The organism is Terasakiella pusilla DSM 6293, assembly GCF_000688235.1.
Lineage (GTDB): Bacteria > Pseudomonadota > Alphaproteobacteria > Rhodospirillales > Terasakiellaceae > Terasakiella > Terasakiella pusilla.
Map to the genome: position 1 here is coordinate 21201 of NZ_JHYO01000005.1, position 16474 is coordinate 37674.

The window sequence follows — 16474 nt, forward strand, 5'->3', positions numbered from 1 at the left end:
AATTGAAAGGCCGCGCCCGTCTTGGCATAATCCGCACCATGGTTTGTAAATGGAAACATATCGCCCTTGTTGTTGCAGGTTTTACCCTGTCTTCTTGTGGCTGGGTGGAAATCCCCGCTGATGGCTCACATGGGGGGACAACTTACAAACGTTCCCCAAGCGTACAGCAGACTGCCCCGGCAAAACCGATGGAAATTCCAGGGACATTGATCGTCCAAAAAGGCGACACGGTCTATGCGATTTCCCGGCGTACAGGTGCATCTGTGCGTGACATTATCGATACAAACCAGCTTAAGGCACCTTTTCATTTAAAGGCAGGTCAACGTTTACGCCTGCCGCAGTCGCCTTATCACACTGTTCAAAAAGGCGATACGCTCTATTCTGTCTCGCGGGATTATCGCACGGATGTGTATACGCTGGCGAAGGTCAATAACCTAAAGCCCCCTTTTACCCTTATTCCGGGGCAACAGCTTAAGCTACCGAGCAAAAACAATCTGACAACCGCGTCCAAAACGCTAAAACCTGCCGCCCGTATTTTGGCGGAACCGAAAAATAAACCGAAAACGACCACGCAAAAAGCGGCGCCGCGGATCAGTAAACAAGCCATCCCAAAACCACCGCCACGTTCCAGTAGTCGCTTTGCATGGCCCGCACAGGGCAAACTATTGTCCTCTTTTGGCGCGAAGAAAAACGGCTTGCGCAATGATGGGATCAACATCGCCGCCCAACGTGGCACACCGATTAAAGCCTCAGAAAATGGTGTTGTGGCATATAGCGGAAATGAATTACGCGGTTTTGGCAATATGATCCTGCTAAAACATTCCGGCGGATGGATTACAGCTTACGCCCATGCGGATCAATTGTTGGTTAAGCGTGGTCAAAAGATCAAAAAGGGACAGGTCATCGGTAAAGTTGGGAGCTCCGGCGGCGTAACGACCCCACAGCTCCACTTCGAGATCCGAAAAGGTATGGATCCGGTGGACCCTAAAAAACATCTTAGCGGATAAAAAAATGCCCTCAGTGAAAACCGAGGGCATTTTTAGTGTCTTACGTAACGGGAGCGATTTTACAAGTTTTCGATCTTCGTTACATCGCGCACAGCACCTTTATCCGCACTGGTCGCCATTGCCGCATAAGCACGTAAGGCCATGCTGACTTTACGATCACGTGGTTTAACCGGTTTCCAAGCCGCCTCGCCTTTTGCATCCATCGCTTTGCGGCGGGCATCAAGGTCAGCATCAGAAATTTTCAGGTTAATGCTGCGGTTCGGGATATCGATCTCGATGATATCGCCTTCTTCAATCAAACCGATTGCACCGCCATTTGCGGCTTCAGGGGACGCATGACCGATGGACAGACCAGATGTCCCACCAGAGAAACGACCGTCTGTCAGCAAGGCACATTCTTTACCAAGGCCCATGGATTTCAGGTAGCTGGTTGGATAGAGCATCTCTTGCATGCCCGGCCCACCTTTTGGTCCTTCGTAGCGAATGATCACAATGTCACCGGATTTAACTTCACCTGCCAAAATACGCGCAACGCCTTCGTCCTGGCTTTCGCATACGCGGGCGGTCCCGTTAAAGGTCCAGATGCTTTCATCAACGCCTGCGGTTTTAACAACGCAGCCATCAAGTGCGATATTCCCGTAAAGGACAGCCAAACCACCGTCTTTGGTGAAGGCGTCTTCCACATCACGTACAACGCCTTTGGCACGATCTAAATCCAGTTCTTTGTAACGCGCCGCTTGGGAGAAGGCTTCCTGTGTCGGGATGCCACCCGGTGCCGCTTTATAAAAATGATGAACTTCTTCAGAGTCGTTACGTACGATATCCCACTGATCAATCGCGTCGCCCAGTGTTTTTGCGTGGACGGTGGACACATTGCGGTTGATTAATCCCCCGCGGTCCAAGGAACCTAAAATTCCCATGATCCCCCCAGCACGGTGGACATCTTCGATATGGACGTTGGCAACCGCCGGTGCGACTTTAGACAAGCAAGGGACTTTGCGCGACAGGGAGTCCATGTCTTTCATGGTGAAGTCTACTTCAGCTTCACGCGCAATCGCCAACAAGTGCAGGATGGTGTTGGTTGAGCCGCCCATGGCGATATCCAACGTCATGGCATTTTCAAACGCTTCGTAAGTGGCGATTCCGCGCGGGGTGACACTCGCATCGTCTTGTTCGTAGTATCGTTTGCAGATTTCAACAGCCGTGCGGCCGGCTTCTTCAAACAGGGCGCGACGATCAGCATGTGTTGCAACAATAGTGCCGTTGCCCGGCAGGGACAGGCCCAAGGCTTCAGACAGGCAGTTCATGGAGTTTGCAGTAAACATACCGGAACATGACCCACACGTCGGGCATGCGCTGCGCTCAATCTCGTTAACTTCTTCGTCTGACACGTTTGGATCAGCTGCTTTGACCATAGCATCAACCAGATCTAGAGAATGTTCAATGTCATTGATGGTCACTTTACCGGCTTCCATCGGTCCACCTGAAACAAAGACAGTCGGAATGTTCAGGCGCATGGAGGCCATCAACATACCCGGCGTGATTTTGTCACAGTTGGAGATGCAAACCATCGCATCTGCGCAATGGGCATTGACCATATATTCAACGCTATCTGCGATCAGGTCACGTGAAGGCAAGCTGTATAGCATCCCGTCATGGCCCATGGCGATGCCGTCATCAACGGCGATGGTATTGAATTCTTTTGCAATACCGCCTGCTTTTTCAATTTCACGTGCGACAAGCTGGCCTAGGTCTTTTAGGTGGACGTGGCCCGGAACAAATTGTGTGAAGGAGTTGACCACCGCGATAATCGGCTTGTCAAAGTCCCCGTCTTTCATACCGGTTGCGCGCCATAATGCGCGGGCACCAGCCATATTGCGTCCGTGTGTCGTTGTACGTGAACGATATTCAGGCATGTTCTCTATCCTTACGGTCTTTAAATTATGTAGCCCCACCTAAACAGGCAGGGCTGTTAACATAGCTATCTCTGTATGGTTTGGAAAGTATTATACGCTAGAAGCTATATAATGTGATCCAATTCCTAGCGATTCTGAAAGATCATTACCATCAGGTGTGATCAAAAGTGTCTTTAACCCATAGGAATGACCCAAGGCGATCTCGTTTAAGGGATCTGAACAGACAAGCAGAATACGTTGATTCTCGGCGAGAGGAAACTTTTTCTTTAGGTTCGAGAAATCCCCCCGCAAAAGAATGCGTTCTGGTGCGAAGGAAAAGCCAAGATAATTGACGCGGCGGGCTAATTCTTCCCGCGACGCATCTGTTTCTGTTGTAAAAATGGCGAGCTTTCTTTCCTTGCGGCGCAAAGTGGGGACAAGCACGGCACCGGCGGGAAGTGTTTTACCATTGCGGCACAGGGTACCTTCAGCACTAAAAATCACCACTTCAAAATCGTGTGCAATATCAAGGACGCCAGCGATAGCCACGGACTCTGTGGGTTGGCCATCACAAAGCCCCGGCACTAGAGAGCCCGGAGGTAAATTAAATCCCGACAATGAATTTGACGCCATATAGTCCTCACCCGCTTGTGTTTGTTTCTTTCTTCAAGATGTAGGGAGAAGACATAAAAATCCAATAGGTGAGTTGAAATTTATTTTGGTGGAATGGCCTTCCCCATGGCGTTCAGCGTTTTTTCAAGTTCTTTTGCTTTGTTTTTCAAATCTTTTTCCATCTGTTTGATTTGGCGATCAAGGGAGACGGCGTTGTTATATGCCCGCTGTCTTTTTGCGGCCGTTGATTTTTTTATGGCTTTACGCGCTGCCCATTCGCCTGCATGTGCAAGCACGACGATGCCGGCGATCATGCAGATCATGCCAGCCAACATATAGTCCAGTTTACCAAAGGCCGCAGCGACGCCCCAAAAGCCGATGGTTGCGATAGAGGAACCAATAACAAAGAGCATACGTCGACTAATCTGATCATCGGATTTATGGATATTTTCAATGTCTTTCATGGAGTTGGCGATCTCCATTCGGGCGAGTTGCTGCCACTTACTAAAATTCATTCCTTTAAACGGTTCACGGTTTTCACGGATGAAAAGCTCTAGGCGTTTCACAATATATTCCGCGCGTTCTTCCGGTGTTGGTTCGTTTGCCATCTTGCCTGTCTCGAAAAAGAAAAAGCCCTACCCTGTCGAGGGTAAGGCTTTCACTTTACAAGCAACTTGCAAAAAATGTGTTAAAGCGCCGTGGTCAGTCGTGCCAAGGCTTCTTTAAACTTGTCATTTTTTGCCGTCAATTCTGCAACTTTGGTGCGTTCAGTTTCAACAACATCAGCCGGTGCGTTGGCGACAAACTTTTCATTGGACAGCTTTTTCTCTTTGCCGCCGATGATCTTGTCGAGATTCGCAATCTCTTTTTCCAGACGGGCCTTCTCAGCATTCACGTCCATGTGATCGACCACATTGATGAAGACGGTAGACTCGCCAACGACTTCCTGGACGCAGCCTTGTGCGATCGCTTCCGTGATCGGCTCGACCTTCTGCAGACGGGCCATGCGTTTGATCAGGTCCATGTTGCGTTCCAGACGCTGAACGGTCACATCGCTGGCACCTTGCAGGAACACATCCAACTGAACACTGCCCGGTACATTCAGTTCAGAACGGGTCGTACGAATGGTGGAGATCAGATTGACCAACCAATCCATTTCTTCGTTAGCGTCAGCATCTTCCAGCACTTTTTGCGGCCAGCTGCTGCTGATCAATTGGTTTGCACGTTCATCGGCCATGGACTCCCATAGCTCTTCTGTAATGTACGGCATGGAGGGGTGCAGAACGTGGAGAATTTGATCCAAGACCCAAGCAGTTGTGGCTTTGGTTTCTTCAACTGCGGCTTCATCAGCACCATTCAGGATTGGTTTGGTGAATTCCAGATACCAGTCACAGAAAGTCCCCCATGCAAAGCCGTAAATGGAATTTGCAGACTCGTTGAAACGATACTCTTCAATCTGACGGCCGACTTCAGCGGCGATATCGCCAACCTTGCCTACGATCCAACGGTTCACCGGATGTTGGACCGCAGCCGGATCAAACCCGTCAACGGGCTTACAGCCGTTCATTTGACAGAAACGCGCCGCATTCCATAGTTTGGTTGCAAAGTTACGGTAGCCTTCCACACGGCTTTTTGCGAGCTTGATGTCACGGCCTTGTGCAGCCATCGCAGTCAGTGTGAAACGCATCGCGTCCGCACCGAACTCATCAATCATCTCCAGCGGATCAATGACGTTACCTTTGGACTTGGACATTTTCGCCCCATGTTCATCACGAACAAGCGCATGGATGTACACGTCTTTAAACGGCACTTCCCCCATAAAGTGGATACCCATCATCATCATACGGGCAACCCAGAAGAAGATGATATCAAAGCCAGTAACCAAAACGTCCGTAGTATAATATTTTTCCAGCTCAGCCGTTTTTTCAGGCCAACCCAGCGTCGAGAACGGCCAAAGCGCAGAAGAGAACCAGGTATCCAATACGTCGGTTTCACGGGTCAGTTTAACACCTTCACCTGCGGCTTTCTGTGCCTCTTCCTCAGTCATTTCAACGTAAATATTGCCGTTTTCGTCAAACCATGCCGGGATTTGATGGCCCCACCAGATTTGGCGGGAGATACACCACGGCTGGATGTTGCGCATCCATTCGTAGTAGGTATTTTCCCATTGTTTGGGCACGAAACGGGTCTTGCCAGTCTCAACCGCTTCTAAGGCTGGTTTCGCCAGCACTTCTGCATTCACAAACCATTGATCCGTCAGCCAAGGTTCGATCACCACGCCAGAGCGATCCCCGTAAGGAATGGTCATCGGGTTTTCTTCGATTTTCACCAAAAGGCCGAGGCTTTCCATTTCAGCAACGATTTTTTCACGCGCATCAAAACGATCCATGCCTTGATATTCAGCTGGTGCATTTTCGTTCAGTTTTGCGTTCAGGTCGAGAACGTTGATGATTTCAAGATCACAGCGCTTGCCCACTTCATAGTCATTGAAGTCATGGCCCGGTGTGATTTTAACCGCACCAGAGCCTTTTTCCGGATCAGCATATTCATCGGCTACAATCGGGATTGCACGATTAACGATCGGCAGGATCACGTTTTTACCGATCAGATCTTTATAGCGTTCATCATCCGGGTGAACCGCAACACCGGTATCGCCCAGCATGGTTTCTGGACGCGTTGTACCGACCGTGATGAATTTGCCGTCTTCGCCTTCAAGCGGGTAATTGAAATACCACATCTTGCCGTTGGTTTCGCGTTGCTCCACCTCAAGGTCAGAAATGGCGGTGTGCAATTTCGGGTCCCAGTTGACCAGCTTTTTATCGCGGTAGATCAGGCCTTCTTTATAAAGTTGAACAAAGACCTTGCGAACGGCTTCTGAACAGCCTTCGTCCATGGTGAAACGTTCTTTCGCCCAATCAGCAGACGCGCCCAAACGACGAAGCTGCTTAACAATGGTGCCGCCCGATTCCTCTTTCCATTCCCAGATCTTGTCGATGAACTTGTCACGACCCAAATCGTGGCGGGTTACACCCTCGCCTTCCAGACGGCGTTCAACAACCATTTGGGTAGCAATCCCTGCATGGTCCGTGCCGGGTTGCCACAAAGAGTCTTTGCCTTGCATACGGTTGTAGCGGATCAAGATGTCCTGCAACGTGAATGTCAACGCATGGCCCATGTGCAAGCTACCTGTCACGTTGGGTGGTGGCATCATGATTGTGTATGGGGCTTTGTCGCTTTGCGTGTTTGCGGCAAATGCGTTGTTATCTTCCCAAAGCTTATAGTGCTTTTCTTCAACGGCTGCGGGGTTGAATTTCTTGTCCAACATGGCTGAGAAGGCCTTCTTTACAAATGGTTTCAATATTTATTCATTTAATAAACGCGAAAACGCCCGAGGACAACCCCGGGCGCTTGGCTTTTGATGATTATTTACCGGTTTAGTCCTCAAGACGCTCCGCACGGTTAATCATAATATCAATTTCTTTCTTCACCAGACGCTCGATCAGGTATGGCAAGTTTCTGTCCAGCCACTCTTTAAGCAGAGGGCGCAACATTTCACGTGTCAAACCTTCTAAGGTCACATCACGTGTCCCAACGGCGATATCGCGTTGGTCCAAAATGGCACGTGCAAGCTCGGAAAGGACGTCCGCGGACGCATCTGCCGTCGGTGGTGAAACGATACGATTCGCAACGTCCGATGCTGAAACAACTGGCGGTACGAATACGGGTTCCGGCTCTGGCTCTGGCTCCGGTTCAGGTTCGTCATCGATCATCATGTCAGATGTCAGGTCCAGAATATCATCGTCGATGTCCAATTCATCAATAATTGGTTCTGGCTCCGGCTCTTCCATTTCGATTACCGGCTCAGGTTCTGGTTCTGGTATAGGCTCAGGCTCAGGCTCAGGCTCAGGCTCAGGTTCCGGCTCAGGTTCCGGCATAGGTTCTGGTTCAGGTTCCGGCTCAGGCTCAGGTTCCGGTTCGGGCTCAGGAACTGGCTGAGGTTCAGGTTCAGGCTCGGGTGCCGCCTGAACCGCTTGTTCACCACCTTCAGCGCCTTCTTCCTCATCCTCAGAAAGAATTCGACGGATGGAGGCTAGGATATCCTCCATGGACGGTTCTGCGCCGTCTTCCGTGGCTTCTGTGTTTTCTTCACTCATCTTCTTTCACCCGAATCATTAGCGTAAAATAATAAATTGCAGTTATGCCTTATTAGTATACGCAGCCTCACATTAATTAATTGTTATCAACTTCCTGTATTTCGTCAATGTCACCGACGGAGGACGTGCCGACCCAAGCATCGCGAACTTCGTCATAGTGAACATCAGGATCGTAAATACCAGTATCCAAACCAAGTTTTTCAGCCGTTAAATCACCTACCGCTTGTTTCAGTTCAAACACTGCGACCAGTTCATCACGCTGTGCGCGCACTAAGCTGACTTTCGCGTCCAGCAATTCTTGTTCGGCATCCAGCACGTCCAGAACGGTACGTGAACCAACGGAGGCTTCACGTTGAACACCGTCCAAGGCAACTTCTGCAGCACGAATCTGCGCCAGGAAGGATTTAATACGGGCTTGTGCGGTGACCAGCCCTTCCCATCCACTGTGGGCCGCCTCAACCGCATTGCGGCGCGACTGTTCCATATCCATACGTTTTTCAGCCGCAGTCTGTTTTGCTTCCCGGACTTGGGAATAAACTGTCCCCTGCTGATAAAACGGTACGGTCAGCGTCAAGCCAACGCGTGTTTCGTCTGTACGGGAATCTTTAGACGAGCTTTCAAGGTTCGTCGATTGTGACGCGACCAGATCAAGTTCCGGCAGCAAGCGGCCTGCAACTTCGTCAATATTTTCAATCGCAGCTTCTTCATCATAATAGCTGGCGAGGAAAAGAGGGTTATTCTTTTTTGCGCGATCAATTGCCTCTTCAACAGAAGTTGGCAGATCAAGCGGCATTTCAGGAACCTGTAGACCCTGCGGCAGATCACCGATGATGTTTTGGTAATTTGCGCGTGACGATTCCAAATCCCCCTGTGCCTGAATACGGTCAGCGGTAGATTTTGCCAGGCGTGCTTCTGCTTGGCTTACGTCAGTACGGGTCAATTCCCCAACTTCGAAACGATCACGCGTTGCTTCAAGTTGACGCTGTAAAACAGCCTCGTTATTGGAGGTCAGTTCGAGAACAGCGATGTCACGCACCACATTGGAATAAGCGTTTACCGCATCAAGGAAGATGCTCTGCTCTGCTTCGACCAAACGCCAGCGGCTTGCTTTCACATTTGCTTCGGCTTCAGCTGTTGCTGAAACGGTCTGAAAGCCGCGGAAAATGGGTTGTGTAATCGTAAAGTTGCTGGACATCGGTGTCAGGTTTTGTGAGCGATCATCACCTGAGCGAGCGTTGTTGTCATTATTAGAACGGGCAATGGAGCCCGTCCAGGTAACGTTCGGACGCCAGTTGGCGAGCGCCTGAGAAACGCCTTCATCCGTCGCACGTACTGAAGCACGTTCTGACTTAAGTGTCGGGTTGTTGAGATAAGCTTTAATGAGCGCGTCATTCAAGGTTTCGGCGTTTACCTGTGACATGAAGACAACAGTACTAGCAGCGACACCGAACAGGAAGGATTTACGAAAATTCATTTTTTCTCTCATAACACTCACATAATTTTTGCACAGTCTAACCATCTGCAACGCGAAACGCAAAGGATTCAGACACTTGTTCAACAATGTTTTTATAGCCATAAAAACATGAATTAAGTGTTTACCCTAAAACACTGCTATTGTTTGGTGACTTTCCTCACACTTAGGCGCGAAAATATCAATAAAAAAGCCCCGCCAAGTTTTTATGATCGGGGCTGTTTTATTTATTCTATTTCAACAAGTTAAAAGGAAAAACCCTTTTTGGCCTCAAAGCCCGGTAGGGTCGCGACACCAGCTTCGAGTAAATCACGCTTGGAAAAGACTTCGTTGTTGCGTGTGTAAACTGAAACAGTCGCCATCGTTGACTTCCCTGTTGTAATTACGACCAGTCGACCACCATCTGCCAGTTGATTTTTAATAGAATCAGGAACTTCACTAACAGCTCCGTTAAAGATGATGACATTAAATGGCGCTTGTTTTGCCACCCCGTCCTGCAACGGCGCGTTCACGACGACCGCATTATCAACACCCAGCTTCTCCAATGTCTTGGTGGCACAGTCTGCTAAGTCCTTATCTGATTCCAAACCAACGACTGTGCTGACAATCTTTGAGAGGACAGCGGTGCTATAACCGGTATTGCAGCCGATATCCAATACGATGTCGTCTTCACTTAGTTCTGCAGCTTCAAGAATGCGGGCAAGTACCATGGGTTCCAGCATATAACGTCCGCGCGCCACTTCGATGGCGTCGTCGATATAGGCGATCCCCTTCTTAGAAGTCGGTACAAACGCTTCGCGCGGGACTTCCGTCATCGCATCAAGAACGTAAGGGTCGGTAACCCGATTGGTTTTGATCTGTCCTTCAACCATATTGAAGCGAGAAAGCGCATAATCCATGACGAACACCGTAAATAATGATTCAAATCTAAAAAAAACGAATAGGTATGCCCTATTAAGTGGCAAAAGCATGTGCGATTTATAATCCTCAAATGCCGTTGTGACAATGGTAGACACGGCCTAAGTCGTAAGTTTTTTGGGGCTTCGAAAAAAAAATGTAAAAAAATGAAAAAAAGGCATTGACCGAAGACATTCATCCGACTAATTTCCGGCTCACCGACGGATACGCCACGCCGTCCTAACCAAGTTAAATCTTGGCAAGAGGGCGCGGTGGTAGAGTGGTTATGCAGCGGATTGCAAATCCGTGAACAGCGGTTCGAATCCGCTCCGCGCCTCCACTAATCCGGCTTAGCTCAGCGGTAGAGTAGGTGACTGTTAATCACTTGGTCGCTGGTTCGAATCCAGCAGCCGGAGCCAATTTAAAGGCTTGGCGTAACCGTCGGTAACATATTATGGCCCTGATCCGGCTTAGCTCAGCGGTAGAGTAGGTGACTGTTAATCACTTGGTCGCTGGTTCGAATCCAGCAGCCGGAGCCAATTTAAGAAAAAACGTCTCTTTTTATTAAGAGGCGTTTTTTCTTACCACCTAAAACATAAAAAAATGCACTAACACACAATTTTTTGTGTTTTTTTCAAGACAAGCGGCTAAAAATACCCTATAGTTCTACCTATGGATACATGAGGCGAGTCTGTTAATGTTCTCGTGATCCGTGAAAACTAACTATCTGCCGATACTTAAAAGGGTAAAACAATGGCCAATACAGCCGCTAAAGAAATACTTCCTGGTACTCGTGGAAGCGACACCCCCCACCCTGTTGATGTCCATGTTGGTCAGCGCGTAAAATTGCGCCGAACTTTAATGGGTATGACGCAAGGCAAACTTGGTGAAAGCATTGGGTTAACCTTCCAGCAAATTCAAAAGTACGAACGTGGCGCAAACCGCGTTAGTGCGAGCAAACTCTGGCAGTTGGGTAACGTTTTGGACGTGCCTGTCTCTTTCTTCTTTGAAGATATGCCGGAAAGCATTAGAGAATCTTTCCCCGGCTATGAAGGTGAAACCGCTGAAAGCGATATCCCGGAAGAACACCTCACACTTCACCGTCGTCAGACGTTGGAGTTGGTGAGAACATTCTCCCGCCTTCAGGATCCGGTGATCCGCAAACGTGTTATCGATGTGGTTCGTGCGATTGCAGAAAGTGAAACTGTAAACGCTTAATCGATCTCGATTACGTTCAAAAGGCTGTCCGCATTATTCGGATGGCCTTTTTTGATTCCAGCCATTTTTTACCAACTTTTGTTAGATTCCTTTTCGAATTTTGTTTCATTTAAAGAGAAAGCCTGTAAGATATTTTTAATTATTCCAGAAAGAATAACTATAAGTAGCGAAATAACGCGCTATAATTAAAGGATTATTGAGTAAGACGTCATGGGAATTGAAGGCAAACCTGTCAGTGTCAACAAGTGCGGTACCTGTGGCGGCGGTGTAGAAGAATCGTCGTTATGCGCTCTCGCCTGTTCGGGGCTGGACGCAAAAGAACTTCAACGCACCAGCAGACATTATGAAATCGGGCAGAATATTTACCTTGAGGGCGATCCTTGTGAGGGTGTCTACTGCCTGAAGCGTGGTCTGGTCGCAATCCGAAAAACCGACGTGAACGGTAACTCCGCCGTTGTAAAACTCGTACAGCCAGGCGAAGCGTTTGGTCATCGATCGTTTCTCGCAAATGAAAAACATGCCGGAACAGCTGAAGTTTTGCTGGATGCACGCCTGTGTTTCATTCCCAAACGCAGTCTTGATCAACTGCTGGCCGACTCCCCTGATGCAGCCATCCGTTTTACCCGCAAGGTTGCCCGTGATTTGCGCGAGATTGAGGAACTGTACTTAATCACCACCACGCAGCCTGTAAGAAAAAGACTCGCCCATCTTCTGTTAGGATTACGGACACGTTATTCCAACGAAGGTCAGCAGACGGATGAAATCATTCTGGAACTACCTTTGTCACGTCAGGAACTGGCTGCCGCAATTGGGACACGGCCGGAAACAGTCGCGCGAACCATTAAAAAGTTTGAGGAAGATGGCCTTGCGATCTTTAAAGGGCGACAGGTAACCATCCCCAGCTTGAATGCACTTATGGAAGATATTGAATCGGACATGTAAGTCCCCAGATTAGAGCGTTTATAATCTTATAGTACGCATACTCATTTTCTTGATCTATTGGTCAAAAAAGTCCATCTTATCGGTGTTGCTGCATTGCAGCATCAACTTCCTTTTTGATTGGATAAGATAATGGGTATTAAAAATCTGGACAAAATGTTCGCGCCGACATCCATCTGTGTTATTGGCGCTACGCCAAAAGACGATGATACAGGCTATGCTGTTATCCGTAACTTGATGTTGGGCGGCTTTAATGGCCCGATCATGCCAATCAGTCAGGCCGCCAAATCCATCGCCGGTATTTTATGCTATCCAGATTTTAAATCCCTGCCCTTTGTTGCTGATTTAACAATTATCGCCTGCCACAAGGGGGCTTGCCTTGACCTTGTTGTTGAGTTGGGAGAGGGCGGCGCCAAGGCGGTGCTGTTTATCGGGGAGCAACCGCATGGCAAGATGGACCTGAAAGAGCTTCGCAATATTGCGCTTAAGTATAAAATGCGTATTCTCGGCCCCAATAGTATGGGAACCATCGTTCCGAGCAGAAATCTGAATGCCAGCACCACTCATTTACCTGTAAATAAAGGGAAAATCGCATTTATTTCGCAGAGTGGCTCCATCGCCTCCAGTGTGATCGATTGGGCGCATGCACATGGCGTCGGTTTCTCTCACTTCGTATCTTTGGGGGAAGGTTGCGACGTGGATATCGGCGCTGTTCTGGATTATTTGGGCAGTGATCCCTTTACGCGCGCCATCATGATTTACATGGAAACGATCGAGGAGCGCCGCAACTTTATGTCGGCAGCCCGGGCATCTGCCCGTAATAAACCGATCATTGTCATGAAAACAGGCAAATATCGCGAAATCGAGTCCGGTAACCACTCTCACACTCGGGCGATGGCTGGCACAGATCTGGTCTATGAAGCGGTCTTTGAACGCGCCGGGATGCTACGCGTAAACAGCATTGCCGAACTTTTTGCCGCAGCGGAAACATTGTCGACCACCAGACCCTTTAAAGGCAAACGATTGGGGATTGTGTCCAACGGCGGTGGTTTGAATATGCTGGCGGCAGATCACCTCTTTGATTCGAAAGGTGAGTTGGGCAAGCTGTCAGAAGAGACACTGACACAGATTAAAAAAGTTCTGCCGCACAGCTCACACCCACAAAACCCAGTGGACCTAGGATTGAACGCTAGCGCAAAACAGTTTGCAGATATCTATGATATTCTTGCCAAAAGTAAAGAGGTGGACTGCCTTTTGTATCTTTTTGCCCCGTCTATGCATGGCGATAGCGATGAATGTGCAAAGGCATTGGTTGCTGCCCATAAAAAAGCCAAGTTCAACCTAATCACCTGCTGGGTCGGTGATCAGACGGTTGCCAACGCGCGCGCTTTGTTTGAACAAAATGATATCCCGACCTATTCATCGCCCCGCATGGCGGTGAGCGGGTTCATGCATATTGTTGAATACAAAAAAAACCAGCTGTCCTTGATGGAAGTCCCGGAACGCGTCCCCGCAGAGACAAAGCCTGCCCGCTCAGTCGTACGGACAATTATTGATGCTGCGTTGGATGAGGGACGTGACTGGTTAATCGAGCAGGAAACAAAATCAATTCTGAAAGCCTATGGTATCGAGTCCGTCGCGCCTTACGTGGTCAAAACGGCAGAAGAAGCCAAGGAAAAAGCACGAGAAATCGGATTCCCTGTGGTGGTAAAGGTACTGTCGAAGGATATCGTTCACAAATCCGATGTCGGCGGTGTTGTTTTGTCCCTGCAAACGGAAGAACGCGTTGAGCAAGCGATCAAGGACATCACGGAACGTGTGCTCAGTTTTCAACCTGACGCGGTGATTGACGGGTTTATTCTGCAAAAAATGCACGATCGACAGCATACACAGGAATTGATCGCCGGCATGAGCCATGATCCGGTCTTTGGCCCCGTGTTATTGTTTGGTCAGGGCGGCACGGCAACGGAGTTGATCGCAGATCGAGCCCTTGCCCTTCCGCCGTTAAATATGCGACTGGCAAAAGACCTGATTGCGCGCACCAATATCAGTAAATTGCTGGATGGCTACCGTGACAGCCCTGCGGTCGATATGGATGCACTTTGTCATTTATTGATAGAATTATCTGAAATTTGTATCGATTTCCCGGAAATTCAGGAAATGGATATCAATCCTATTTTCAGTTCTCATAAAGGGGCTTTGGCGGTCGATTCACGCATGCGCATTAAAAGGATCACTCATAAATTCCCCAATCGACGCCTGACAATCCGCCCCTATCCGGCGGAACTGGAAGAACAATTCACCCTGCGCAATGGTCGCAAGGTTCTTATTCGTCCAATCAAGCCAGAGGATGAACCCGCGCATAACGAATTTGTAAGCAAAGTTTCACCCGAAGATATTCGTTTCCGCTTCTTCGGTTCCGTTCGGGAGTTGCCACATTCGGAAATGGCGCGATTGACGCAGTTGGACTATGACCGTGAAATGGCGTTTATCGCGCAAGCTCCTAGCGAAGAAGATGGGCATATGGAAACTCTCGGCGTTGTTCGTACTGGTACGGACCCGAATAATGAGAATGCGGAATATGCAATTTTAGTGAGATCTGACTTAAAGGGTCAAAAGCTGGGCTGGAAGCTTTTAAACAAAATGATTGATTATTGTCGATCGAGAGGAACTCTTTATTTCACCGGACAAATCTTGCGTGAGAATAGAACGATGATTGAAATGGTCAAGGCGATGGGGTTTGAAACTAAAGCGGTAATTGAAGACGACATCGTTGAAGTGAAGTTGAAACTATAGATTTCATGACTATTTTTAACTTTAGGGCAATATTTTCTAGCGTATATTCTAGAAAAGCGTTAAATAATTGACGGTTATCGAGTTGAACTTTAAACTCGTTTCTAAGGAACCATTAAAATGGAGGTCGAACCCGTGCGGGCTCGTTATTTATTAAGCAGTTGTGTTGGTGCTTTGATGGCTGTTGCTGTCAGCACACCATCTATGGGTGCAAGTCTCGAATCAGAACTAAGCGCTATGCTCGTTGAGCACCCGTCCTTGAAGGCTGCAAATAAGACCACCAAAGGTTCAAAGGAATCAATTGATGTCGCTAAAGCTGCGCATCTACCAACGGTTTCTTTAAACGCGGATTACGGTTATGAAAATGTCGATAGCCCATCGGAGAGAACCAGTTCGGACGGTAAAAACGACTCAAGCTTGATGCGTAAGGTTGTTGGTGTCACCGTGACGCAAAATCTGTTTGATGGATTCGCTAAATATTCGGCGATTGAGTCTGCAAAACTGAACTCAGAAGCGACAGAAACCAGCGAAAGTATCACTAAACAGAATTTGATCCTTGAAGGGATCTCGGCTTATTTGAATGTGATGAAGCAAGCTAGTCGCATCAACCACGCACGTGAAAACGAAGCGAACATCAAAAAGCAGATGGAACTGGAAAACGAACGAGTACGCCGTGGGTCCGGTATCGGCATTGATGTGTTGAACGCAAAATCTCGTTTGCAAACAGCCATCGAGAAGCGCGTAGAATATGAAGGTGAGTTAGCAAAAGCGACTGATCAGTACATTCAAGTTTTTGGTCACGCGCCGGATATTGCGGCAATGATTGCGCCGGCCCCGCCGCTAAATTACCTGCCAAAGGATTTGGAAGATGCGATCGCAATTGCGGTTCGTAATAACCCGAACGTGCAAAAATCAGAATTTGATACGGAACTGGCAAGCGAAAATCGCCGCACTGTTGATTCTGCCTATTATCCGACGGTCGATCTTGTTGGTTCCATGAACTATGAAAACGACAAAAATGCCGTTATCGGGACACGCCGCGACTATTCTGTTCTTGTCGAAGCGAACTGGGAACTTTTTAGCGGTTTTTCTACGGATTATGCGCGCAGAAAAGCAGCCTTTGATTACTCCGCCAGCAAAGACACCTTAAGCTATGTGACGCGTAAGATCGTCGAAGCTACACGCATTGCCTGGCACTCGTTAGAGACATCACAAGAACGTTTGGCCCTCGTCGAGAATGACGTCATCCTCAAGGACGAAATTTTCCTGTCTACACGCAAGCAGCGTGAGTCAGGCGCAGAAGGTGTGGATGTTTTGAACGTTCTTGACCGTGAGAAAGAGGTCTATGAAGCCAAGATTAAATATGCCGAGCTGTTTTACGATACCCGCTTGGCAATCTACGGCGTTTTGTTGACCACAGGTCAGCTGAGCCCGGAAGTACTGGCGTTAAACGAATAAACAAACAGATATGAAAAAAGAGCCGTTGGA

At 48.5% G+C, this 16474-nt stretch carries 12 protein-coding genes and 3 tRNA genes; 8 read left to right on the plus strand and 7 right to left on the minus strand.

All coding sequences use genetic code 11. The features are described from left to right. Window positions 1-38: 38 nt before the first annotated feature. Window positions 39-1007, plus strand: a complete 969-nt coding sequence (locus Q397_RS0104445; RefSeq protein WP_038012866.1) for a M23 family metallopeptidase — start codon at window positions 39-41, stop codon at window positions 1005-1007. Between the two features lie 59 nt (window positions 1008-1066). On the opposite strand, the gene ilvD is transcribed toward Q397_RS0104445, so the two are convergent. The 7 genes from ilvD to Q397_RS0104480 form a co-directional block, all read right to left on the minus strand. After that, complete coding sequence (gene ilvD, locus Q397_RS0104450) at window positions 1067-2923, minus strand: dihydroxy-acid dehydratase (RefSeq protein ID WP_028878384.1); 1857 nt, start codon at window positions 2921-2923, stop codon at window positions 1067-1069. 90 nt (window positions 2924-3013) lie between these two features. Next, window positions 3014-3535, minus strand: coding sequence for an HAD family hydrolase (locus tag Q397_RS0104455; RefSeq protein ID WP_084148932.1), 522 nt, complete (start codon window positions 3533-3535; stop codon window positions 3014-3016). Between the two features lie 80 nt (window positions 3536-3615). After that, window positions 3616-4122, minus strand: coding sequence for a hypothetical protein (locus Q397_RS0104460; protein ID WP_028878386.1), 507 nt, complete (start codon window positions 4120-4122; stop codon window positions 3616-3618). 80 nt (window positions 4123-4202) lie between these two features. Further along, window positions 4203-6839 carry a valine--tRNA ligase gene (locus tag Q397_RS0104465; RefSeq protein WP_028878387.1) on the minus strand — a complete coding sequence of 879 codons (2637 nt, stop codon included), beginning with the start codon at window positions 6837-6839 and terminating at the stop codon, window positions 4203-4205. 109 nt (window positions 6840-6948) lie between these two features. Further along, window positions 6949-7668: a DUF2497 domain-containing protein gene (locus tag Q397_RS0104470; RefSeq protein WP_084148933.1), complete on the minus strand. Its 720-nt coding sequence runs from the start codon at window positions 7666-7668 to the stop codon at window positions 6949-6951. Between the two features lie 76 nt (window positions 7669-7744). Next, window positions 7745-9142 carry a TolC family outer membrane protein gene (locus Q397_RS21080; RefSeq protein ID WP_051609707.1) on the minus strand — a complete coding sequence of 466 codons (1398 nt, stop codon included), beginning with the start codon at window positions 9140-9142 and terminating at the stop codon, window positions 7745-7747. Between the two features lie 242 nt (window positions 9143-9384). Further along, a complete protein-coding gene (locus Q397_RS0104480) occupies window positions 9385-10038 on the minus strand; it encodes a protein-L-isoaspartate O-methyltransferase family protein (RefSeq protein ID WP_028878389.1) in 654 nt (217 codons plus the stop codon). A 264-nt stretch (window positions 10039-10302) separates the two neighbouring features. On the opposite strand from Q397_RS0104480, the gene Q397_RS0104485 reads away from it, so the two are divergent. The 7 genes from Q397_RS0104485 (at window position 10303) to Q397_RS21085 (ending at window position 16444) form a co-directional block, all read left to right on the plus strand. Beyond that, window positions 10303-10376 (plus strand) — tRNA-Cys (locus tag Q397_RS0104485). Between the two features lie 4 nt (window positions 10377-10380). After that, window positions 10381-10455: transfer RNA gene (locus Q397_RS0104490), tRNA-Asn, on the plus strand. A 45-nt stretch (window positions 10456-10500) separates the two neighbouring features. Next, a tRNA-Asn gene (locus Q397_RS0104495) sits at window positions 10501-10575 on the plus strand. A gap of 214 nt (window positions 10576-10789) precedes the next feature. Beyond that, a complete protein-coding gene (locus Q397_RS0104500; RefSeq protein ID WP_051609708.1) occupies window positions 10790-11254 on the plus strand; it encodes a helix-turn-helix domain-containing protein in 465 nt (154 codons plus the stop codon). A gap of 210 nt (window positions 11255-11464) precedes the next feature. Next, window positions 11465-12196 (plus strand): Crp/Fnr family transcriptional regulator, encoded by a 732-nt coding sequence (locus Q397_RS0104505; RefSeq protein ID WP_028878391.1) that lies wholly within the window; start codon window positions 11465-11467, stop codon window positions 12194-12196. Between the two features lie 129 nt (window positions 12197-12325). After that, entirely contained in the window at window positions 12326-14989 is a 2664-nt protein-coding gene (locus Q397_RS0104510) for a bifunctional acetate--CoA ligase family protein/GNAT family N-acetyltransferase (RefSeq protein ID WP_028878392.1), read from the plus strand. Between the two features lie 117 nt (window positions 14990-15106). Continuing rightward, entirely contained in the window at window positions 15107-16444 is a 1338-nt protein-coding gene (locus tag Q397_RS21085; RefSeq protein WP_051609709.1) for a TolC family outer membrane protein, read from the plus strand. The last annotated feature ends 30 nt before the right edge of the window (window positions 16445-16474 follow it).

What these genes read in the sequence shown, in the direction of transcription:
- Q397_RS0104445 (WP_038012866.1), top strand. Translation starts at nt 39, where the DNA reads ATGGTTTGTAAATGGAAACATATCGCCCTTGTTGTTGCAGGTTTTACC.
- ilvD (WP_028878384.1), bottom strand. Translation starts at nt 2,923, where the DNA reads ATGCCTGAATATCGTTCACGTACAACGACACACGGACGCAATATGGCT.
- Q397_RS0104455 (WP_084148932.1), bottom strand. Translation starts at nt 3,535, where the DNA reads ATGGCGTCAAATTCATTGTCGGGATTTAATTTACCTCCGGGCTCTCTA.
- Q397_RS0104460 (WP_028878386.1), bottom strand. Translation starts at nt 4,122, where the DNA reads ATGGCAAACGAACCAACACCGGAAGAACGCGCGGAATATATTGTGAAA.
- Q397_RS0104465 (WP_028878387.1), bottom strand. Translation starts at nt 6,839, where the DNA reads ATGTTGGACAAGAAATTCAACCCCGCAGCCGTTGAAGAAAAGCACTAT.
- Q397_RS0104470 (WP_084148933.1), bottom strand. Translation starts at nt 7,668, where the DNA reads ATGAGTGAAGAAAACACAGAAGCCACGGAAGACGGCGCAGAACCGTCC.
- Q397_RS21080 (WP_051609707.1), bottom strand. Translation starts at nt 9,142, where the DNA reads ATGAATTTTCGTAAATCCTTCCTGTTCGGTGTCGCTGCTAGTACTGTT.
- Q397_RS0104480 (WP_028878389.1), bottom strand. Translation starts at nt 10,038, where the DNA reads ATGGATTATGCGCTTTCTCGCTTCAATATGGTTGAAGGACAGATCAAA.
- Q397_RS0104500 (WP_051609708.1), top strand. Translation starts at nt 10,790, where the DNA reads ATGGCCAATACAGCCGCTAAAGAAATACTTCCTGGTACTCGTGGAAGC.
- Q397_RS0104505 (WP_028878391.1), top strand. Translation starts at nt 11,465, where the DNA reads ATGGGAATTGAAGGCAAACCTGTCAGTGTCAACAAGTGCGGTACCTGT.
- Q397_RS0104510 (WP_028878392.1), top strand. Translation starts at nt 12,326, where the DNA reads ATGGGTATTAAAAATCTGGACAAAATGTTCGCGCCGACATCCATCTGT.
- Q397_RS21085 (WP_051609709.1), top strand. Translation starts at nt 15,107, where the DNA reads ATGGAGGTCGAACCCGTGCGGGCTCGTTATTTATTAAGCAGTTGTGTT.